This is a genomic window from Pseudomonas sp. TMW22080 (assembly GCF_022496745.1).
Taxonomy (GTDB): Bacteria; Pseudomonadota; Gammaproteobacteria; order Pseudomonadales; family Pseudomonadaceae; genus Aquipseudomonas; species Aquipseudomonas bubulae.
Genome location: NZ_SCFF01000001.1, coordinates 370,369 through 389,985, shown reverse-complemented (window position 1 = coordinate 389,985; position 19,617 = coordinate 370,369). Strand labels below are relative to the sequence as shown.

20 protein-coding genes are annotated in these 19,617 nt (G+C 58.1%); 3 read left to right on the top strand and 17 right to left on the bottom strand.

Annotated features, from left to right (window positions below; all coding sequences use genetic code 11):
- The first annotated feature begins 106 nt into the window (after positions 1 to 106).
- Positions 107 to 1,111, top strand: coding sequence for an AAA family ATPase (locus tag EQV96_RS01780; protein WP_138738000.1), 1,005 nt, complete (start codon positions 107 to 109; stop codon positions 1,109 to 1,111).
- 98 nt (positions 1,112 to 1,209) lie between these two features.
- Positions 1,210 to 1,764, top strand: a complete 555-nt coding sequence (locus tag EQV96_RS01775; protein WP_130871505.1) for a VWA domain-containing protein — start codon at positions 1,210 to 1,212, stop codon at positions 1,762 to 1,764.
- A gap of 48 nt (positions 1,765 to 1,812) precedes the next feature.
- Here the strand turns inward: EQV96_RS01775 and EQV96_RS01770 are convergent, their stop codons facing one another.
- On the bottom strand, positions 1,813 to 2,079 hold the full coding sequence (locus tag EQV96_RS01770; protein ID WP_095000290.1) for a hypothetical protein: 267 nt from the start codon (positions 2,077 to 2,079) through the stop codon (positions 1,813 to 1,815).
- Between the two features lie 333 nt (positions 2,080 to 2,412).
- On the opposite strand from EQV96_RS01770, the gene EQV96_RS01765 reads away from it, so the two are divergent.
- On the top strand, positions 2,413 to 3,738 hold the full coding sequence (locus EQV96_RS01765; protein WP_095000289.1) for a sigma-54 dependent transcriptional regulator: 1,326 nt from the start codon (positions 2,413 to 2,415) through the stop codon (positions 3,736 to 3,738).
- A 48-nt stretch (positions 3,739 to 3,786) separates the two neighbouring features.
- Here EQV96_RS01765 and EQV96_RS01760 read toward each other — a convergent pair whose 3' ends face one another.
- The 16 genes from EQV96_RS01760 to arnC form a co-directional block, all read right to left on the bottom strand.
- Positions 3,787 to 5,076 (bottom strand): transporter, encoded by a 1,290-nt coding sequence (locus tag EQV96_RS01760; RefSeq protein ID WP_095019208.1) that lies wholly within the window; start codon positions 5,074 to 5,076, stop codon positions 3,787 to 3,789.
- 46 nt (positions 5,077 to 5,122) lie between these two features.
- A complete protein-coding gene (locus tag EQV96_RS01755) occupies positions 5,123 to 5,860 on the bottom strand; it encodes a hypothetical protein (RefSeq protein ID WP_240881149.1) in 738 nt (245 codons plus the stop codon).
- 46 nt (positions 5,861 to 5,906) lie between these two features.
- The gene (locus tag EQV96_RS01750) at positions 5,907 to 6,587 is read right to left on the bottom strand and encodes a C39 family peptidase (protein ID WP_095000286.1); all 681 of its coding nucleotides are present in this window, start codon (positions 6,585 to 6,587) and stop codon (positions 5,907 to 5,909) included.
- 62 nt (positions 6,588 to 6,649) lie between these two features.
- Positions 6,650 to 7,444, bottom strand: coding sequence for a hypothetical protein (locus EQV96_RS01745; protein ID WP_095019959.1), 795 nt, complete (start codon positions 7,442 to 7,444; stop codon positions 6,650 to 6,652).
- 70 nt (positions 7,445 to 7,514) lie between these two features.
- Entirely contained in the window at positions 7,515 to 8,090 is a 576-nt protein-coding gene (locus tag EQV96_RS01740; RefSeq protein ID WP_170943695.1) for an adhesin, read from the bottom strand.
- A gap of 1 nt (position 8,091) precedes the next feature.
- Positions 8,092 to 8,532, bottom strand: coding sequence for a hypothetical protein (locus EQV96_RS01735; RefSeq protein ID WP_240881148.1), 441 nt, complete (start codon positions 8,530 to 8,532; stop codon positions 8,092 to 8,094).
- A 362-nt stretch (positions 8,533 to 8,894) separates the two neighbouring features.
- Positions 8,895 to 9,449: an AAA family ATPase gene (locus EQV96_RS01730; RefSeq protein ID WP_095019956.1), complete on the bottom strand. Its 555-nt coding sequence runs from the start codon at positions 9,447 to 9,449 to the stop codon at positions 8,895 to 8,897.
- Positions 9,446 to 10,009, bottom strand: a complete 564-nt coding sequence (gene pnuC, locus EQV96_RS01725; protein WP_095019203.1) for a nicotinamide riboside transporter PnuC — start codon at positions 10,007 to 10,009, stop codon at positions 9,446 to 9,448. Before pnuC ends, EQV96_RS01730 begins: the two co-directional genes overlap by 4 nt.
- Before the next feature lie 109 nt (positions 10,010 to 10,118).
- Positions 10,119 to 11,726 carry a phospholipid carrier-dependent glycosyltransferase gene (locus EQV96_RS01720; protein WP_240881146.1) on the bottom strand — a complete coding sequence of 536 codons (1,608 nt, stop codon included), beginning with the start codon at positions 11,724 to 11,726 and terminating at the stop codon, positions 10,119 to 10,121.
- A gap of 75 nt (positions 11,727 to 11,801) precedes the next feature.
- Positions 11,802 to 13,160 (bottom strand): UDP-glucose/GDP-mannose dehydrogenase family protein, encoded by a 1,359-nt coding sequence (locus EQV96_RS01715; protein ID WP_095024691.1) that lies wholly within the window; start codon positions 13,158 to 13,160, stop codon positions 11,802 to 11,804.
- Positions 13,157 to 13,558: a 4-amino-4-deoxy-L-arabinose-phosphoundecaprenol flippase subunit ArnF gene (arnF, locus tag EQV96_RS01710; RefSeq protein ID WP_095019200.1), complete on the bottom strand. Its 402-nt coding sequence runs from the start codon at positions 13,556 to 13,558 to the stop codon at positions 13,157 to 13,159. Before arnF ends, EQV96_RS01715 begins: the two co-directional genes overlap by 4 nt.
- Entirely contained in the window at positions 13,555 to 13,899 is a 345-nt protein-coding gene (gene arnE, locus EQV96_RS01705; RefSeq protein ID WP_095000278.1) for a 4-amino-4-deoxy-L-arabinose-phosphoundecaprenol flippase subunit ArnE, read from the bottom strand. The genes arnF and arnE overlap by 4 nt, the downstream gene beginning before the upstream one ends.
- Positions 13,896 to 15,545, bottom strand: a complete 1,650-nt coding sequence (gene arnT, locus EQV96_RS01700) for a lipid IV(A) 4-amino-4-deoxy-L-arabinosyltransferase (protein WP_095000277.1) — start codon at positions 15,543 to 15,545, stop codon at positions 13,896 to 13,898. Before arnT ends, arnE begins: the two co-directional genes overlap by 4 nt.
- Positions 15,542 to 16,426, bottom strand: a complete 885-nt coding sequence (gene arnD, locus EQV96_RS01695) for a 4-deoxy-4-formamido-L-arabinose-phosphoundecaprenol deformylase (protein ID WP_095019952.1) — start codon at positions 16,424 to 16,426, stop codon at positions 15,542 to 15,544. Before arnD ends, arnT begins: the two co-directional genes overlap by 4 nt.
- Positions 16,426 to 18,417: a bifunctional UDP-4-amino-4-deoxy-L-arabinose formyltransferase/UDP-glucuronic acid oxidase ArnA gene (gene arnA / locus EQV96_RS01690; RefSeq protein WP_095000275.1), complete on the bottom strand. Its 1,992-nt coding sequence runs from the start codon at positions 18,415 to 18,417 to the stop codon at positions 16,426 to 16,428. The genes arnD and arnA overlap by 1 nt, the downstream gene beginning before the upstream one ends.
- Positions 18,414 to 19,427, bottom strand: coding sequence for an undecaprenyl-phosphate 4-deoxy-4-formamido-L-arabinose transferase (arnC, locus tag EQV96_RS01685; protein WP_095000274.1), 1,014 nt, complete (start codon positions 19,425 to 19,427; stop codon positions 18,414 to 18,416). The genes arnA and arnC overlap by 4 nt, the downstream gene beginning before the upstream one ends.
- Positions 19,428 to 19,617 lie beyond the last annotated feature (190 nt).

Genomic DNA, 19,617 nt, shown 5'->3' with positions numbered 1-19,617 from the left:
CAGGATTTATACCTCACCAAAAATCGGCCCCCTCTCCCTTTGGGAGAGGGCTGGGGTGAGGGGCTATTAAGGCCGATCACTATTCTAAAATCTGGAGCCCGAAAACATGACTGACACCCCACATTTCCCGTTATCGGCGGTGGTCGGCGCGGACTCATTGAAACTGGCGCTGTGCCTGACCGCCATTGACCCGAAAATTGGCGGCGTACTCATCGAAGGCCCGCGCGGCATGGCCAAGTCGACGCTGGCACGCGGTCTGGCCGACCTGCTTGCCAGCGGCCAGTTTGTCACCTTGCCGTTGGGCGCAACCGAAGAGCGTCTGGTTGGTACCCTCGATCTGGATGCCGCACTGGGCCAGGGCAAGGCGCAGTTCTCCCCGGGGGTGCTGGCCAAGGCCGACGGCGGCGTGCTTTACGTCGATGAAGTCAACCTGCTTGCCGACCATCTGGTGGACGTGCTGCTGGACGTGGCAGCGAGCGGCACCAATGTGGTCGAGCGTGATGGTATCTCCCATCGGCATGCTGCGCGTTTCGTGCTGATTGGTACCATGAATCCGGAAGAAGGCGAGTTGCGCCCGCAGTTGCTCGACCGCTTCGGCCTGAATGTGATGCTCAGCGGCCAGCCGCAACCGGAAGAACGCAGCGAAATCATCCGCCGGCGCCTGGCCTTTGACGCTGATCCGCAGAAGTTTTGCGCGCAATGGTATGAGGCGCAAACGACCTTGCGCGAGCGCTGCCAGCAGGCCCGTGAACGGCTGGGCAGCATCGCTCTGGATGATCAGTCTCTGGCTGTTGTAACTGAGCGCTGTTTTGCCGCCGCGGTGGATGGCATGCGTGCCGACCTGGTTTGGCTGCGCGCAGCGCGGGCCCATGCCGCCTGGCGCGGGGCCGCGGCCATCAGCCTGGACGATATTGATGCCGTGGCCGAGTTTGCCTTGCGTCATCGCCGCCGAGAACCTAAAGGCCAGGCGTCAACACCACCGCCGCAGTCACCCCCTCAGGCCAGCAATGCTTCGCCTCAATCGGGGCAGGGCCAGTGGGGCGAACTGCCTGCACAGGTGCAACCCATGGGCGCGCGCCGTGAAGTGCCGAGCTGGCCAAAAAAGCCCTAGGCATCCGCCCCCGTTCTGCAGTGGGGGCGGATGCCAGGCCCCGGTCAGGTCAGCTCTCTGCGGGCAAGCAAGGCGCAAGCCGCAGCGCCGGCAGCGGGATGATCGACTGGGTGCAAACCCTGCTCGGCGGTCGTCCCCGGCTGCACGCTGATCTGGCCTGGAAAACCCGGCAAAGTGCAGCGCCGGAACTCTGGCTGGTGGTGGTGGATGCGTCTGCTTCAACCCGTCGCCATCAGGCGCTGAGTGACGCCAAGGGGCTACTGGCCCAACTGTTTGAAGATGCGTATCGTCAGCGTGTGCGGGTGGCGGTGATGACGGTCAGCGCAAAGGCGCCGCAGTGGCAGGTCATCGGCTCCAAGGCGTCTGCTGCCTTGAATGACTGGTTGCAGGGCTTGGGTGCTGGAGGCGGGACGCCTTTACTGGAGGCCTTGCAGGAAGTCGCTGACTGGCTTGAAAGGCGCCGCAAACAGTGTCCCGAGGAACAACAGCGCTTTTTACTGTTGACCGATGGCCGACTGAAAGAGTGGTCAACGCTGCCGGCCATTGACTGCCCGGGACTGTTGATCGATATCGAGCGTGGCCCGATTCGTTTGGGCCGCTCGCGTCAAATGGCCGCCGAGTTGAATGCAGAGTATGTGCACATTGATGGCTGATTATTTGTGGGAGCTGGTCAACCAGCTCCCAAATCAGTCAGCCGCTTCTCAAGCAGGCATGACCCAAGGCTGCAGGGTGTAGCCTTCGCTGCTGATCTCGGCGCGGGCTTGTGCCAGCAGGCTTTCCAGCTGAGCGGCGTCAGCGCAGGCGCTGCGCGGGATCTGTTTGCGGCCGATACGGGTATTGGTGCGATCGATAACAGTCAGGCTCAACTCGCCATGACCATCCTGTGCAGCCCAGGCAACGCATTGAAAAGGTTCAAAAGCGTGGCCGGCAATCAAAAGAGCTTCGTTGAAACGGAGCGGGGCGTTCATAGGGTGTTCTCTCAAGTATGCCCATCAAGTGATTAACCGTCGGCTGGGCTTACCGTTCGGTTGGTTACTTGTACTGATGACTTTAGAGGGGCATCAGGTCACACACTTTCGTCATATTTTTAAAAGTTTTTTTATATGACTGATCCAGATCAATTTTCAGTGAGTGTATCTATCGCCCCTGCTCTTGGAACGAGGCTGTACAGTTTGATTGGCTATTAGGGTTATAAACAAACGATCCAGAAAGCGCCCAATGGCTTGCTAAGGTTACGCGTAAGTTGAACAAGGGACTGTTTTTAATGCTGTTTTATGTTTTTCTGGCGCCAAGGAACAGTCATGCTTGCAATGTCCTCTCCCCGACGTCTGCTGGTGGTCGATCCCTGTGCGGATTGTCATGAATTGCTCCCCGGTCTGCGAACCATAGGCTGGGCGGTCGACAGCTGCACTCTGGCAACCGTTGTTGACCGCTCTTGCGATGTTGGCCTGTTCAGGCTGCAACCTTTTCATCTGGAACGTCCCGAAGCGGTAAAAGACATGATCAGTCGCAGTGGTACCGAGTGGATTGCGGCGCTCACCCCTGACGTACTGAAAATGAACAATGTGGGGGATTTTGTCTGCGAATGGTTTTTTGACTTTCACACCTTGCCCTTTGACGTCTCCCGGGTCCAAGTCACACTCGGCCGGGCCTTTGGCATGGCGTGCCTGCGAGGGCAAACTTCAACCCCGTCCGATGTACAGGAAGATGAACTGCTGGGTGACAGCCGATTGATGCGGGACCTGCGCATGACGGTTAGCAAATTTGCACCCACCCAGTCGCCCATCCTGATTCGCGGCGAGAGCGGTACGGGCAAGGAGCTGGTCGCCCGCACACTGCACCGTCAATCCCAGCGCAACGGCAAGCCCTTTATTGCAATCAATTGCGGCTCCATTCCCGACCACTTGATCCAGTCTGAGCTGTTCGGCCACGAAAAGGGCTCCTTCACCGGCGCCCATCAGCGCAGGGTTGGACGCATTGAGGCCGCGAATGGCGGTACGCTTTTTCTGGATGAAATTGGCGATCTGCCGTTGGAATTGCAAGCCAGCCTGTTGCGTTTTTTGCAGGAAAAACACATCGAGAGAGTCGGCGGCAACCAGCCGATCCCCATCGATGTTCGTATTCTGGCAGCGACCCATGTTGATCTCGAGGCGGCAGTCGCCAACGGTCAATTTCGTGAAGACCTGTATTACCGCCTCAACGTGTTGCAATTAACCACCGCCCCCTTGCGAGAGCGACATGGTGACCTGGCCATGCTGGCCAGTCACTTTGCCCGTTTCTACAGTCTGGAAACAGGCCGTCGCCCGCGTACGTTCAGTGACGAGGCGTTGATTGCCATGGGCAATCATGGCTGGCCGGGAAATGTCCGCGAGCTGGCCAACCGCGTGCGTCGTGGGCTGGTATTGGCCGAAGGGCGGCAGATCGAAGCGCATGATCTGGGCCTGGAGTTGCGCCCGTTGTTGGTCGGCACGATGAACACCCTTGAACAATACAAGGACCGCGCCGAACGCCAGGCACTGTGCGAGGTGCTGGACCGGCACAGCGACAATTTGAGCATGGCCGCCAAGGTGCTTGGGGTTTCGCGGCCGACGTTTTATCGGTTACTGCACAAGCATCACATTCGTTGAAAGCAGCAAAAGGCCCCCAGCGCTCAAGCGCGGAGGGCCTTTTGCTGTTTAGAAGTAGTAAGGGAATTTCAGGCTGAAGGTGAAGTCTGGCGCATCGTCGGTCAAGCCTATGGACAGGTTGGGCACGATGGTCAGGTTATCGGTCGCTGCTACGGTCATGCCGATATTGAAGTAACCGGCGTTGGCATCACTGGTGGTAACAGTTTGCCAGTCACCGCCATCCTGCTTGAGTTTGCTCTTTTTCTGAATCAGGTCGGACACGGAAAACGACATACTCATTTTTTCGTTGAGGGCAAAAGCAACCCCTGCGCCAATCTGGAAGCTGTCACCCAGTTTGACCTTGCCAGGCTGCTTCAGGTTTTGCGTGGAACTGATGTCGTCAAATGACTCTTCAAGGTTATGGGTATACGAGAGAGAGCCGAACAGCACAGCTGGGTCGAAGGTCTTGACCAGGGAAATGGCAGGGCTGATCGACCACACACCATTGCCGGTGGGCAGGTCTTCAGGGACAAACAAGTTGGTGTTTTCAGAGGCTTTGACCAGTTTGATGCCAAACGGGTCCTTGCCGGTGGGGGCCTTGACCCGCACGCTGAAGACTGCATCCGGGGTATTGACCGACTCGTCGAGGAACTTGTACGCGACTCCGAAGTTGACGTCGCCAATGGTCGGGTCGCGGGTAACCGTTTGCTCTGAAGTGGCTTGCGCATCACCGCCGTTGGCCCCGCCGGACTGGTAAGTACTCTCGCGGTAAATCACCGGAACGTTAACGTCAAACTGCCAGCGGTTATCCAGGTTATAGCGTCCGGTGAGGTCAAGGGTCCAGTTGTCGGCCTTGATCCGGTCGAGGTTGAGGTTGCCCAGGAAAATTGAATCCAGCGCCAGAAAACCATTGAGAATCAGCTGGCGTGTGTCATAACGCGAATAGGTAATACCCGTTTCGAGGCTGAACTTGCCGCCGCCGAAAAAGCCGCTGGCTTCATCGTAGAGGTTGACCACACTCTGGGCGGGGGCGGAGTCATCCTTGAGCGCGGCGCCATAAGAGCTGCCTTGTGCAGCGGTACTGGTGCCACTGGCAGCCGTAACGTTCTGGTTGCCCTTCATGTCGGCCGGTGATTTGGCCAGGCGCCTGGGTTGCGGCGTCGCAGGCTGATCCTCAACTTCACGCACCCGTTGCTCAAGCACTGCCAAGGCTTTTTGCTGTTGATCGTAACGTTGGCGAAGCTCCATAAGTTCTTGTTTTAGTAGCGCTAGATCGGCATCAGCCGCTGCATATAACAGGGGTGACGGGAATATAGTGCTCATACATACAACTGCGCGAAAGGTTATCGATCGATGCATGAAATAAGCCGTCCAGATAAGCCAAGTTGTAGAGCCTGAGCCTAGTTCAATAACCCATATTGCGAAGGCCTTTTAATTGATTGAGGTTGCAATCGAGCGCGCCGGGGCTGGGCAGGTTGTTACCCAGTACCACGTTAAGTTGTGCCATGTTATTGACCCTATTACCGCCGCCCAGCAAAGTAGTGCTTTGCAATACGCCACCCTGGGCGATTTGCTGCAGTGAGCTGCCTTGATTGTTGTTGGCCTGAATGGCCAGCTGAACGCCCCCAGCCGTGGCCGAGACGGTCACATTGCCGGCACCAGCAGCCTGGGTGATGGACGTATTGGTCGTGAGTAAAACCCCTTGCTGGTTGACCACGGGGGCCTGGTCGGCCTCGCTGACATTGATGTCGACGTTGTTATAGGCGCTGTTGTTGTCACCCGCAGCCCGAACGCTCTGGGTGACGCCCTGGGCTGTGGTCAGGCCCGCACCACCGGTAACCGAACCAGTGCCGTTTGAGCCAGGGGCACCGTTACCGGCAGAGCTGTAAGTGGACACGTAAAACTTGGGTTCAATGGTGTTTTGCACATACATGGAAGTACTGGCGCCGACTACGCCACCATTGCTGCTGGTCCAGGTACTGTTCATCACGATGCCGAAACTGATGATCCGCCCGGGCATCACATAACGGCCGCGCAACTCGGCCATTTCAGTGTCTCTCAATTCAACCGGTTTAAAGGACGCCGCCTGGGCGTGCAGGCTGGTCGCAAGGCATGCGGCAATCAGCCAAATGGAAGTTTTCATGTACGGCTCCTGGAGCGTCGGGCCCCGTAGTCATGATTGACGCACCTTAAAAAAAGTCGCTTTGGATAAAACCGAAGTCCATGAGTTCTGCGTCTTTAACCGGGTTAAACCCGTCGAGCTGGTTTTTTGCGGTCAGCGGGGCAGGCGGGGTCAATAACGCATTGGTCTTGTCGTAACCGGGGCCGATGATGGCAAACACAATGCCATTCCAGCCTTTGAGGAAATCTGCGTGGGAGTAGCGCTTGTGCCCCAGGACAGGGTCGCCGATATACACCCAGTCTTTTTGCGCGCGTTGCAGCACCACAAAGTGCTTGTAGCCACGGATATCCAGTAGCACCACAACGGGTATGTTCACGCTTTCAAGGCTCTGCGCCGGAATTCGGTAACCCCTGGCGCGCATGCCGATGCTCTCAACGTAGCGCTTCATGTCGAGCATTGAGAAGCCCTGGGTGCGAACCAGATCCTGATCAGCGTTTTGCAGCATCCCCTTGATGATCTGGTCTTCGTTGACGTCCAGCCAATAGGCCTGACGCAGCACGGTGGCGAGCGCCGCAGCGCCGCAACTGAAATCGGTTTTTTGTTCAACAATATCCGCAAAGCGCCTTTCACGAATGCTCTGCACCTGCTTGAACACCAGGTTGCCGCCAGGCAGGGCAGCGATTGGCATCTGTGCGGCATGGGCCATTGCGCTCAGGCCGAGGAAGAGGGTGAGGGCGACAATACGCATGATTGATACGCCTGAATAAGGAAAAAGGGTCTCATAAACGAGACCCTTCTTTAGCGTCGCGACTACATGCAGACCTTGCAGCCGGCAGCGATGGACAGCGAGTTGCTTTGTTGGTTGCCGGTACCTGCCGCAATATTGGCACCGCCATTACCCGAGTAGCCATTGAACGAATGGTCCATGGTGGCGTTGTTGACGACAGGGGTTTTGTTGTTCCAGCCCGACCCTTGATTCCAGGTATTCACATTGCTCAGGTAAGACGCACCGGCTTCGTTGATCACCGACAGGTTGTTCGAGGTTTGCGAGGCGGTTGCCCCGGCGCTGGCGATACGACCATTGGATACGGCGATGGCCAGGTTGTTTTTCTGTTGGTTGAACTCGCCCGAAGCAACGTTTATGCCGACGTTACCCGAACTGCCATTGGCCGAGCTTTTGATCGATGCGTTGTTTTGTGCGCCATAGTTGTGCGAGTTGTTGTGGCTGTTGGTCTGGGTGGCGCTGGTCAGGGACGCAGCGGTACCAAACACAAAGCTCTCGTCTGAAGTGGCGATCGCTACGGCGTTGTCTTGCTGGTTGCCGGAGCCGGAAGCGGCGTTCGCGCCCATGTTGCCTTCAGACCCTTTGATCGAGTCCTTGATGGTTGCATTGTTTTCGACCGCCTTGTTGGTCACTTTGTTGTTGTGACTGTTTTGCACGTCAATCACGACTGCAGCGGCGGCGGCATTAGGGTCAAGGGTGTATGCAGGCGGTGTCGATGGAGGCGGCGGATTGTTGTTGCCGTTACCGTTGGCTTGAGCAGATACGGCCACCAGTGTTGCCAGAGCGAAAGCCAGTGGCTTCAGAGCGATTGACGGTTTCATGGTGTTTCTCCGTGCATCATTAGTTGGGTTAAGTGTTGGCACTTTCCAATTGCACTGCGTTGTTGCCGGGTCAGTCAGCAACCCGGATATTCAGGGTGTTAGCCATGCGGTTCCCCACCCCTGCACTCTGGTTCAACTGCACCACCCCTCGGCTGCCGGTGAAGGCCTGATCGCTGGTAACGATCTGGCGACTGCCGCTGGCGGGGGATGCGGTACCCGAGTCTGGAAGCAGCGCCACGTTCTGCTGGGACAAGGCGCTGTCGTCGATACCTTGCGGCTGGGCACTGATGCTGACCCGCACGGCATTGACCATCTGGTTATTGGCTCCGGCTGACTGGTTGATACCGATCACACCGCTGCCATTACTGAAGGAATTGCCACCGATAGTTGCCCGGGCATTGAGCGAGGTGTCGGCGGGGGTATTGAGTTTCTGGGTCACTGCAGTCGTAGCGCGTGCCTCGGTGCCGATGGCAATTGCACGGATATTGACTTGCTGTTGCTGATCGCCAGAGGCCTGGTTAAGCGAGACATTGCCATGGTAGTTGGCCCCCGAATCCTTGATCGTGGCGTTGTTATCGGAAGCCGCCACAGCGAAGGAGGTGACCAGCAGCGCGGCAATCAGTGCAGGCAGGCGGCAGGCAATCATGTTATTTCCCCTGGCCCAGGGCAGAGAGCGGGCGCATCCCTTGGCTAATGCTGTTGCCAATCGTGCCGGAAATGCTGTTTGCGCTGCCGCCAGCATGACCATTGCTTATGCCTGGCAGGCCGTTGCTGGTGGTGAGGCCGGGCAGTGTGTTACCACTGGGCATAATGGACCGGGTGATCGCAGTTCCGCTGCTGACGCTGGCAAAATCACCATCGCTCAGTTCACGGGTTGCACCCATGACTTGAGCCAAGGGGCTGGCATTGACGGTTAGCGGGTCAGGATCGGGATGCATGGGCGGATTGCCCACCGCATGGGGTTGCACGGTACGGGTAAGCACTATTTCGCCATTACCGGCGGCCTGAACAATGGCGCACCAGCCCAGCAAGGCGCTCAGGCTGCAAGCCATCAGCAGGTGACCATTACCACAACATGCGTGCCCCATGACTGTGCTCCCTTATCGACGCTGGCCCTGGCAAGCGTGATAGGAAGAGAGCATGAGCTGTGCCATTTCCAATTTAATGTTTGAAAACAACAGCACACAGCACGATGACTGTTCCGGGCGGGATCAGGTGTAACGAACATGAGATGTCAGTGTGCAGCCCCGGCCCTTGTACAATAAGGGCCGGGTTGCAAATTACGTGGGTCAAGGGGGTGTCTCGTTAACCTTACAATTGCGCAAAGTCGTGCCTCAAACCAATGTTTTAGAGGCTTCACGAAATTTTCATGTAACAGCAACGGACATTGGCAAGAAGCTGAAAGCATTAAGTAACTCGCTTGCCAGTTGTTTGTTGTAAACAACCTAACTTATGGACTAATACTGTCTGAGCAAGTTTCCCGACTACCCATTAATTGTTCGACTGCGGCGCAGGCATGCTGTTGCCGGGCCTGCCAGTCGCCGGTTATCACTTGTACGGTTTGTTGATGATCGGTGAGCCAGTCAAGACTGGCCGCAAAAAACGCCTGGCGTTCCGCCAGTGAGGGTTGGCAGCGTTGACCGTCAGCGGTCCACTCCACATCGTCGGGGGACAGCAGCAAATGCAGGTCGTAGTGGCGCTTGAGCAGTTCAGTTTCAAGCCACTGTGGGCAGTCACCAAACAGGGTCTGGCTCCAGAGGATATTGCTGAGTAAATGGGTATCCAGAATCAGCAGCGCGGGTTGTTGGGCGCGCGCTTCGTCTTCCCAGCGAAGCTGCCCGAGAGCGATGTCCGGAATATCGGCCAGGCAGGTCTCGCGAGGGTTTTGCTCGATAAAGTAGCGCACATACTCGCCCACCATCGTGCCGCCAAAGCGCTGCTGCAATAACGCAGCGAGCCAGCTCTTGCCACTCGACTCCGGCCCTGCCAGAACGACCACCTTCATGTGCGCAGCGCCGGGTCGCGGCGCCAGTCACGCCAGCCTTGAATGGCTATCAGGGTAAACAACGCGTACAGGCCGGCGGTGAAGTACAGGTCCTGCCAGGCAAAAAAGCCGATATAAAGCACATCGATGACACACCACAATGCCCAACACTGCAGGCGTTTTTGCGCCATCCATAATTGGGCAACCAGACTGAAGGCTGTCAGCGTGGCATCTGACCAGGGGAAAGTGGAGTCGGTCCAATGGGCCATTGAGGCGCCGAGAGCGACGCTGCCGATGGCGCCTGCAATCACCCCGCCGAGCACTTGCAATGGGCTTAACCGGCTGACGACACGGCCTTCATGCTGTGCCCCTGCGCGTGTCCACTGCCACCAGCCATAGACTTGCAACAGGGCAAAAAATACCTGCAACAGCATGCCTGAATACAGTTTGATCTCGAAGAAGATCCAGCTGTAGAGCAGCACCATCACCAGACCGATGGGCCAGCACCAGGGGTTCTGTTTGACTGTCAACCAGACAGCAATGACGCCGAGTGCGGCGGCAAACAGTTCAAGCCCTGACATTGGGATTCCTTGGGGAGAGAGAAGGGCGGGGATTGTACCTGCAGGCGCACTGTTTGTGCTCTGGCGTTTTGCCGTAGTTGTGGGAGCGGGGTTGCCCGCTCCCACAGGATCAAGGCCGATGCAGCAACACATAGTCGTTCTTGTCGAAACGACCGCTCAGCGTCGGGGCAATATTACCCAGGTCACTGCCTTGCAAGGCCTCATAGTCCTTGCGATCCATGATGATCCAGGCCGGAGTCGGCAATGCTGCCAGTTCAGCGGATGACTGGGTAAACAGCGGTAGCAGATCACGATCCACGTTAACCATGAACTTGATCGCCTTGGCGTCCTTGCCCATGCCATGCAGTACTACTGGGGCCGGAGCCTGGTCGATCAGTTGCATGGCCTTGAGGGTAAAGTTACGCGTATCGTAAAGGCTGCGCTCTGCAGGTTCGAAGACCATGATATAGCTGCTCCACATCGCCAGCACCGCACAGGTTGCCAGCCCCGCAACACGCCATTGGGCTTTGAACAGTACGCCAACGGCCAGAACCTGAAGCACGGCCAGGGCCACGAATATGACGGTCAAGGGTGGCAACTCTTCACCAAAACGCTTGCGTACAACCAGCAGACCGATAATCAGTAAACCCGGCAGCAGCAGGAACAACCCCTGAATCAAGCCGCGCAGGCCAGCAAATACCCGCCCGTGCATGACCTGGAACGGGTAGGCCGCAATAATCGCGGCCATCGGTAACATGGGCAGCAGGTAACGGGCCTTTTTGGCCTGGGGAATCGACAGGCCGATCATCACGATCAGGGCTGCACCAACGCAGTACTTGACCAGTTGCAAGGCTGGCCCCGACGGCTTGCGCCCGGTAATCAGGATCGCCAGCAGCACCAAAACGGCCAGCGGATAAGCCAGCGCGTAATTGCCCATGGAACTGGTGAAGTAATACAGCACGCCGCTGGCGCCTTCGGTTCCATCCATGCGTCCTGTCACTTGCATGCGGATGACTTCATGTACAAAAGCCTCACCGCCACTGATCCAGGCCAGCATCAATAACGTGCCAATACACAGGATCAGCAAGACCAGCGCTTGCAGGCCAAAGCTGATCAGGCGCCGCCACTGGCCATTAAGCAGGTAATAGCTGCACAGGATACCGCTGGGAATGACCAGGCCGATCGGCCCGCGCACGGCAAAACCCAGTACCAGCAGGGCCAACAGCCAGAAATGACGGCGTGGTGCCGCAAAGTGATCGTGGGCGTAAGCCAGGTAGAAGGCACTGAAACTGAGCGCTGCCAGCATCTGGTCAAGCGATACCGCACGTGTTTCGGTGATAAAAGTCATGCTCAGCAACAGCAGTGCCACGCTGACCAGCGCCCAGGTGCGCGATTGCGCCGCTACCAGGCGATACATCAAGGTCACAATGCTTGCACTGGCAATGGCCGTAGGTAGCCAAGCTGTCAGGCTGGTGACTTTGCCAAAGGGCAGGGACAGCAGCCAGGTAAGCAGGGTCGAGGTTGCGCTGTAGTCCGCGTAAGGCTGGCCGTAGGTGGTCGGGAAAAAACCGGGGCCGTGACGCAGCATTTCATTGGCGAACATGACAAAGCGCGAATCAAAGCCAATCGCGGCCTCTTGATGGTTGCCCAGGATAAACAGCAGCAAGGCGAGCGCGCCCAGAATCAGCGATTGCCTGCGCAAGGTGAGCAGGGCGGGGGAGGTGAAATCGGCACGCATGTCGAGTTTCCTTGTCTCATCGGGACGCACAAAAAAAACGCCGCCATTGTTGCCAATGGCGGCGCTGCTGAATCATCAAAGGGTTGTTGACCCGACCGGCAAGTTGCACGACTCGCCACGCCCCATCGGGAAGTACTGCAAGCCGGCCTTGGCCAGGCGCTCACCGTCATACAGGTTGCGCCCGTCAAAAATCACCGGCGCGCTCAGGCGTTGCTTGATCAGGTCGAAGTCCGGCGCCTTGAATTGCTGCCACTCGGTGCAGACGATCAATGCGTCGGCGCCATTAAGGGTAGATTCCGGTGTGCCCATCAGGCTCAGGCGCGCTTCATCGCCGTAAAGGCGCTGGGTTTCCTGCATGGCTTCGGGGTCGAAAGCGCGCACATTGGCACCCGCAGCCCACAGGGCCTCCATCAATACGCGGCTGGGTGCGTCGCGCATGTCATCGGTATTGGGTTTGAATGCCAGGCCCCACAACGCAAAGGTCTTGCCTTCAAGGTTGCCCTTGAAAAACGCGTTGATGCGTTCGAACAGCTTGTGCTTCTGCCGCTCGTTGATCGCTTCGACCGCTTGCAGCAGATCGCTGGAGCAATTGACCTGCTGGGCACTGTGGATCAGCGCGCGCATGTCTTTGGGGAAGCACGAACCGCCATAGCCGCAGCCAGGGTAGATGAAGTGATAGCCAATCCGCTGGTCGGCGCCAATGCCCAGGCGCACGGCTTCGATGTCGGCCCCCAGGTGCTCGGCCAGTTCGGCGATCTGGTTGATAAAGCTGATCTTGGTCGCCAGCATGCAGTTGGCGGCGTACTTGGTCAGCTCGGCGCTGCGCAGGTCCATGAAAATGATCCGGTCATGGTTGCGGTTGAACGGCGCGTACAGGTCGCGCATGACTTCACGCACTTCTTCACGGGCACAGCCAATGATGATGCGGTCCGGGCGGCGGCAATCAGTGACGGCCGAGCCTTCCTTGAGGAATTCCGGGTTGGACACCACGTCAAATTGCAGCGAGCGTCCGGCCTGCTCCAGGGCCTTGTTGATATGGGCGGTCAGCGCGTCGCCAGTGCCTACGGGCACGGTGGATTTCTCGACCAGGATCAGCGGCTCCTTGCGGTGGCGGGCAACGGCGTCACCCACGGAGAACACCTGGCCAAGATCAGCCGAGCCGTCCTCGCTCGGAGGCGTGCCCACGGCGATAAACAGTACCTCGCCGTGCTCGACAGCGGTTTTTTCATCGCTGGTAAAACGCAGGCGCTTGCTCTCGAGGTTTTCACGCACCAAGGCTGAAAGCCCGGGCTCGAAAATGCTGACGTGACCTTGTTGCAGCGACTCGACCTTTTTCTGGTCAATGTCCATGCAGATGACGTCATGGCCGACTTCCGCCAGAACCGTCGCCTGCACCAGGCCTACATAACCACTACCAAATACACTGATTTTCATGCGCTGTTTCCGGAAGTACGTCGAGAATTGATCACAAGCACCCCAAGAATGACCAGCGTCACACCGAGGGTTTTTGAAAGGGTGAAGCTTTCATGGAAAATCGGCAGGCTGGCAGCCAGCAGGTAGACCAATGCATAGCTGACACTTAGCAGCGAATAGGCGCGGCCCAAGGGCAAATCGCGCAGGGCCAGCAACCAGCAGAGCATCGACAGTGCATACGCGACAATGGCGGCAACTACCATGGCCAACGCCGGGAGCGAGAAACTGCCCTGGCTGAACGCTTCAAGCCATTGGGCGGGCTGCGGCAACCGCGTCATGCTCCAGCGCATGCCCAGTTGGGCGCCGCTGACCAGTAATACACTGCCTGAGGCAAAGGCAAAGCCACGGTACAGGCTCATGCGTGTTGCCCCAGCAAAACCACCCCGGCTATTACCAGCCCAACGCCCAGCCAATGGCGCAGGTCGATGGTTTCTTTAAACAGATAACGGGCCACCAGGGTGATCAGTACAAAATTTAGGCTGAGCATCGGGTAAGCAACCCCGACCTCGAGCCGTTGCAGTACCAGCAACCACACCAGCAAACCCAGGCCGAGACATAGCAGTGCCAGCCATAACCAGGGGGAGCGCAGTTTTTGCGCCACCCCGGTGTCAACCCCGCGCCAACCTTCGACCGCGTATTTCTGGGCGATCTGGCCAGCACAGGTCAACAGACAGGCCAACAGCAATAGCGTCAGGGTCATGGAGCAATCTGCGGGTAAATCAGAATCACCATATTGCCTTCGTCATAGCGCTTGGCGTCTTTGGGCAACTCGTCCATTTCATGGCTTTCATCGCTGTCCTTGACGCGCATTACCACACCGACCGGGCCTTTGCGGCGAGCTTCAGCCATCCACGGGCCAACTTCGGCCAGGCTAATGCTTTTACCTTTGGCATCGTCGTAGGTCAGGCCGTACTTGACCTCACCCTGGGTGTTGTAAAGTGTCACGTCAGGTCGGCGCAGACGCCAGGCCAAAGCAGACGCTGCGCCCAGGTCGTTACTCAGAAATGTCTTGGCCCGGGACAGCTCATCCATATGTTCCAGGATAAACTGGTCAGGCATTTTGTTGTGAACCACGCTGCTCGGCATGGCGGCTGGCAGTACCAGTACCAGAACACCCATGGCCAGTGCCGGCGCAGCCCACATTTTCAGAGGTTTGGTCAGTGTCAGCAGGCCGGTAATGATCCACGTCAGCAGCACCACGACCAGCAGGGCCATATGCAGCGGTTCGTTGTCATAGAAGGGCTGTTTGACCTGGAAATACACCAGGGCCAGCAATGCCGCACTGCCGCCGATCAGGTTGACCGCGCCATTGAAGCGCAGGGCGCAGGTTTTGGCCTGTTCAACCCGTTGCATCATTGCGTGGCCCAGCAGCAGTGCCAACGGCAACATGCACGGCATGATGTAGGTTGGCAGCTTGCCCTTGCTCAGGCTGAACAGCCCCAGTGGCAGCAGCAGCCATAGCAGCACGAACACAATGCTTGCATGGCGTTTGTTGCTCCAGGCGTCCTTGAAGGCCACCGGCAACAACGCTGCCCAAGGCAGGCTGGAAACCACCAGCAGCGGCAGGTAGAACCACCATGGGCGACCGTGCTGGGCATCGTCACCGGCAAAACGGCGGATATGCTCGTGCCAGAAGAAGAAGCGCCAGTAGTCAGGCTCCTGGGCGTGTACTGCCAACACCCACGGCAGCGAGACAATGGCCGCCACCAGCATGGCCACCAGGCCGTACTTGACCAGTTCCAGAAAGCGCTTTTGCCAGAGCATGTAGGGCAGGGCGATCAGTACCGGCAGCAGCAGAGCCAGAAAACCCTTGGTCATAAAGCCCATGCCGCAGGCAAAACCCAGTACCGCCCAACTGATCAGGCGATCACGATTGGAGCTGCTGTCGACGGCAAACCACAGCGCCACCAGGCTCAGGTTGACCCACAGGGTAAACTGCGGATCAAGGTTGGAATAACCGGCCTGGCCTGCAATCAGGCCAAAGGTCATGTACACCAGGGCACAGGCAAAGCTCTTGCGCGGATCGTTCCACAGGCGACGGGCCACGGCATAGGCCAGGAACACGCTCAAACCGGTGGCGATGGCCGAGGCAATGCGCACGCCAAACAGGTTTTCGCCAAAAATGGCCTGGCCGATGGCAATCATCCAGTAGCCGGCAATCGGCTTCTCGAAGTAACGCAAATCCATAAAGTGCGGGGTGACCCAGTTACCATCGATCAGGATTTGCTGGCCGATCTGCGCGTAGCGCGTTTCGTCCGGGATCCACAAGCCGTGGGTGCCCAATGGCAACAGGTAAAAGGCGATAAAGGCCAGAACCAGCAGCGGTATTGTCCAGCGTGAAGTCATGGCTTCTGCACTCCCAACCAGCCTTCACGGCCTTCCAGCACGCCACGGCTCAATTGCCCGGCGGGCAGGCTCTCGAGGTCGGCGGGCAGCAAGTCCCGCAGGGGTTGGAAATGAATGTCACGGGCACGGGCCTGCGCCAGTAATTGACGGAAGTCATTGGCCATAAGAATCCCTTCTACTTCAGCATGGATGGTGTACGCATTCAGCTTTTGCGGGCTGAAGCGGTCAAGAATGAATGAGTTGAAATCGGCGGCACTGAGCTCGGGCCCGACCACTTCATCGAATGTGGGTAAGTCCACAGGGATTTGCGGCGCCCCCAGCCTGCCGTCGGCCAGCCTTGGCCGAAACAGGCTGTGCCCGCGGCAATCACTGTTGTAGCGAAAACCAAAGGTTTCCTTGGCCCGGACCACGCGCTCGTCGGCACGCCAGCCGGCAGCCGCCGAGCATTCGACGGCCTGCCCGGTGATGTCGCTCAGGGTGTCGACACCCCGGCGGATCTGCTCGATCAGCTGCGCCTCGCTCCAGCGCGCAGTATTGGCCTGCCAACCGTGGTGATCCCAGGCGTGCAGGCCGACCTCATGCCCGGCGGCAAGGGTCTGGCGCATCAGGTGCCCCAGATCCTTGCCGATCGGTTTGCCAGGCCAGGCGGTGCCAGCCAGCAAAATATCCCAGCCATACAGGCTGGCCGCCTTGGAGCGCATCATTTTCCAGAAGAACCGGGGCTTGATCAGCCGCCATAAATGGCGGCCCATGTTGTCCGGCCCCACGCTGAAAAAAAACGTCGCCTTGATCTGAGCTTCGTCGAGCAGTTCGAGTAACCGCGGCACCCCCTCTCGGGTGCCGCGGTACGTGTCGACATCGATACGCAGTCCAGCTTGCATCAGCGTTTTTCCGCGATTTCTACCATGGCTTCACGCAGGAAGAAGTCCAGGGTCTTGCCTATGGTTTCGCTCAGCTCGGTGGTGGGTGTCCAGTCAATCAGGCGGCGGGCGTTTTCCACGCTTGGCTTGCGATGGCTGACGTCCTGGTAACCGGTACCGTAGAACGACTGGCTTTCAACATCACGGAAACCGGCAAACGGCGGGAAGTTGTCACGCAGCGGATGCGCCTCGAACTGACGCAGTAACTCTTCGCCCAGTTGACGAATACTGGCTTCGTTGTCCGGGTTGCCGATGTTGATGATCTGGCCGTCGCACTTGCCATCCTTGTTGTCGATGATGCGCGCCAGGGCTTCGATACCATCGGCCACGTCAGTGAAGCAGCGCTTTTGTTCGCCGCCGTCAACCAGACGGATCGGGGTACCTTCCACCAGGTGCAGGATCAGTTGGGTGATGGCGCGTGAGCTGCCAACCCGTGCCGAGTCCAGGCGGTCAAGGCGTGGGCCCATCCAGTTGAACGGACGGAACAGGGTGAATTTCAGGCCCTTGGTACCGTAAGCCCAGATAACACGATCCAGCAGTTGCTTGGAGACCGAGTAGATCCAGCGCTGTTTGTTGATCGGGCCAACAATCAGGTTGGAGGTGTCTTCGTCGAAGTTCTTGTCCTGGCACATGCCATACACTTCGGACGTGGACGGGAAAATCACGCGCTTGTTGTACTTGACGCAGTAGCGCACCAGCTTGAGGTTCTCTTCGAAGTCCAGTTCGAACACGCGCAACGGGTTGCGGGTGTATTCGATTGGCGTCGCGATGGCCACCAGCGGCAGGACCACGTCGCACTTCTTGATGTGGTATTCGATCCATTCAGTGTGGATGCTGATATCGCCTTCCACAAAGTGGAAGTTGGGGTGGCTGCGCAGGCGATCGATAGCATCGGAGCCGATATCGAGGCCGTAGACTTCGTAGCGGTCGTCCTGCAGCAGGCGCTCGGACAAATGGTTGCCGATAAAGCCGTTAACCCCAAGGATAAGCACTCGGGTGCGGCGTGCCGGGCGACCGGACTCGCTGCCTCGCAGGCGCGAACCTTCTACCAGGCCCAGCTCGCGGGCCAGTTGCGGGCCGCTCAGGTACAGGCCGTTGTCGTTGCGCTGGCCTGCGGTGATGACCAGCGAGTCTGTGCCGCAGGCAATACGCAGCGGCTCGCAGCTGATGACCTGGCCAGGTGCATGGCCCTGGTTGCCGGCAACCACTTCGGCGCCCCACACAATCAGCTTGTGCTCACCCACGGCACAGAAGGCGCCCGGATAAGGTTGGGTCACGGCACGTACCAGGTTGAACAGTTCTTCAGCCGGGCGGTTCCATTGCAGCAAGCCGTCAGCCGGGGTGCGGCGACCAAAATAAGTGGCTTTGGATTCGTCTTGCGGGGTTTCGGTGAGCTTGCCTTGTGGCAGCAGTGGCAGGGCTTCGGCCAGCAGTTGGGCGGCGGTTTCGCGAAGCTTGGCGTGCAGGGTCAGGGCCGTGTCCGAACGCTCGATGCTGATACGATGCTGGGCCAGGATATCGCCTGCGTCAGCGCGTTTGACCATGCGGTGCAAGGTTACGCCGGTTTCGGTTTCGCCGTTTACCAGTACCCAGTTGGCCGGTGCGCGTCCACGGTAGCGTGGCAGCAGGGAACCATGCAGGTTGAAGGCGCCCTTGCTGACGCTTGCCAGCAACTCTTCGCCCAGCAGGTGGCGATAATAGAACGAGAAGATGTAGTCGGCGTTCAGTTTGCGAATGCGCTCGATCCACAATGGGTGGTTGGCGTCTTCAGGAGCGTGAACCGGAATGCCTTTGCGTGCACACAGCTGGGCAACCGAACCGTAGAAGTTGTTTTCTTTGGGGTCGTCAGCATGGGTGAATACAGCAGCAATTTCGTAGCCTGCATTGAGCAAGGCTTCGATGCCTGTGCAGCCAATATCGTGATAGGCGAAAACAACGGCTTTCAAACTCATGATTGAACCTGTGTCGAAGTAGAGGAAGTCGGGGTGCTGGTTGTAACGGAAGGCGTTGCAGAGTCGGCGCGTACGATTTTTTCAATGAAGAATCGTGGCCGTGCCCTTACATCGCTGTACATGCGGCCCAGGTATTCACCCAGAAGGCCCATGCCGATAAATTGGCCGCCGGTAAACACGAAGAGCACCGCAAACAATACGAAAGTACCGTCGCCGGCCCAGCTTGCACCGAAGATCAGGCGCAACATGATCAGGGCAATGGCGAATACCGCGCCCAGTGCTGCCATGCTGAAACCGATGATGCTCAGCAGGCGCAGGGGCGTGGTCGTCATGCAGGTGATCAGGTCGAACATCAGGTTGATCAGGCGCATGGCGCTGTACTTGGAGTCACCGTGCTCGCGCTCGGCGTGCTCGACCAGTACCTCGGTGGTGTGGCGGGCAAAGCTGTTGGCCAGGATCGGGATAAAGGTGCTGCGTTCGCGGCAGGCGAGCATGGCGTCGACGATGCTGCGACGGTAGGCGCGCAGCATGCAACCGTAGTCGCTCATGGCAACCCCGGTGGAGCGTTGTACGGCCAGGTTGATCAGCCGTGAAGGCCAGCGGCGCCAGGCGGAGTCCTGACGGTTGTTGCGTACCGTACCGACTACGTCGTACCCAAGAGCAGCCTGTGCCACCAGGCGCGGAATTTCTTCCGGCGGGTTTTGCAGGTCGGCATCCAGCGTGATCACCACATCGCCCTTGGAGTGCTCAAAGCCGGCCATGATTGCAGCATGCTGGCCGTAGTTGCGGTTGAGAATAACCGCAACGACGGGGCTGCCTTCACGTGCGGCAGCGTCTTCGAGAATTTGCGCCGATTTGTCCCGGCTGCCGTCGTCGACCAGTACGATTTCATAGGCCTGGCTCAGTTGTGCGCAGGCGGCTTCTGTGCGACGCAAGAGCTCGGGCAGACTTTCTTCTTCGTTGTAGACCGGAATGACGATCGACACACACTGGATTGGGTAGGGTTTCAAAGTATTCGTTCCAGTCAGTTTCAATGGCACAAGACGACATGTCTTTGTCGACCAAACTCAGGGCGCGTTAAAGATCCGGGCCCTTTACGAGTAAAGCCTGTTTCTAACAAAGGTAAAGTCGTTCTAAAGCGTTATCTACATGATTTTGTTGCAAAGTCTTGGGGCATTGCTTTCGTTGCTGTTGCATACG

What these genes read in the sequence shown, in the direction of transcription:
- EQV96_RS01750 (WP_095000286.1), bottom strand. Translation starts at nt 6,587, where the DNA reads ATGCGTATTGTCGCCCTCACCCTCTTCCTCGGCCTGAGCGCAATGGCC.
- arnF (WP_095019200.1), bottom strand. Translation starts at nt 13,558, where the DNA reads ATGAGCCTGTACCGTGGCTTTGCCTTTGCCTCAGGCAGTGTATTACTG.
- EQV96_RS01740 (WP_170943695.1), bottom strand. Translation starts at nt 8,090, where the DNA reads ATGATTGCCTGCCGCCTGCCTGCACTGATTGCCGCGCTGCTGGTCACC.
- arnD (WP_095019952.1), bottom strand. Translation starts at nt 16,426, where the DNA reads ATGCAAGCTGGACTGCGTATCGATGTCGACACGTACCGCGGCACCCGA.
- EQV96_RS01730 (WP_095019956.1), bottom strand. Translation starts at nt 9,449, where the DNA reads ATGAAGGTGGTCGTTCTGGCAGGGCCGGAGTCGAGTGGCAAGAGCTGG.
- pnuC (WP_095019203.1), bottom strand. Translation starts at nt 10,009, where the DNA reads ATGTCAGGGCTTGAACTGTTTGCCGCCGCACTCGGCGTCATTGCTGTC.
- EQV96_RS01745 (WP_095019959.1), bottom strand. Translation starts at nt 7,444, where the DNA reads ATGAAACCGTCAATCGCTCTGAAGCCACTGGCTTTCGCTCTGGCAACA.
- arnE (WP_095000278.1), bottom strand. Translation starts at nt 13,899, where the DNA reads ATGACCCTGACGCTATTGCTGTTGGCCTGTCTGTTGACCTGTGCTGGC.
- EQV96_RS01735 (WP_240881148.1), bottom strand. Translation starts at nt 8,532, where the DNA reads ATGGGGCACGCATGTTGTGGTAATGGTCACCTGCTGATGGCTTGCAGC.
- EQV96_RS01765 (WP_095000289.1), top strand. Translation starts at nt 2,413, where the DNA reads ATGCTTGCAATGTCCTCTCCCCGACGTCTGCTGGTGGTCGATCCCTGT.
- EQV96_RS01720 (WP_240881146.1), bottom strand. Translation starts at nt 11,726, where the DNA reads ATGCGTGCCGATTTCACCTCCCCCGCCCTGCTCACCTTGCGCAGGCAA.
- EQV96_RS01775 (WP_130871505.1), top strand. Translation starts at nt 1,210, where the DNA reads ATGATCGACTGGGTGCAAACCCTGCTCGGCGGTCGTCCCCGGCTGCAC.
- EQV96_RS01715 (WP_095024691.1), bottom strand. Translation starts at nt 13,160, where the DNA reads ATGAAAATCAGTGTATTTGGTAGTGGTTATGTAGGCCTGGTGCAGGCG.
- EQV96_RS01770 (WP_095000290.1), bottom strand. Translation starts at nt 2,079, where the DNA reads ATGAACGCCCCGCTCCGTTTCAACGAAGCTCTTTTGATTGCCGGCCAC.
- arnA (WP_095000275.1), bottom strand. Translation starts at nt 18,417, where the DNA reads ATGAGTTTGAAAGCCGTTGTTTTCGCCTATCACGATATTGGCTGCACA.
- EQV96_RS01780 (WP_138738000.1), top strand. Translation starts at nt 107, where the DNA reads ATGACTGACACCCCACATTTCCCGTTATCGGCGGTGGTCGGCGCGGAC.
- EQV96_RS01755 (WP_240881149.1), bottom strand. Translation starts at nt 5,860, where the DNA reads ATGAAAACTTCCATTTGGCTGATTGCCGCATGCCTTGCGACCAGCCTG.
- EQV96_RS01760 (WP_095019208.1), bottom strand. Translation starts at nt 5,076, where the DNA reads ATGCATCGATCGATAACCTTTCGCGCAGTTGTATGTATGAGCACTATA.
- arnT (WP_095000277.1), bottom strand. Translation starts at nt 15,545, where the DNA reads ATGACTTCACGCTGGACAATACCGCTGCTGGTTCTGGCCTTTATCGCC.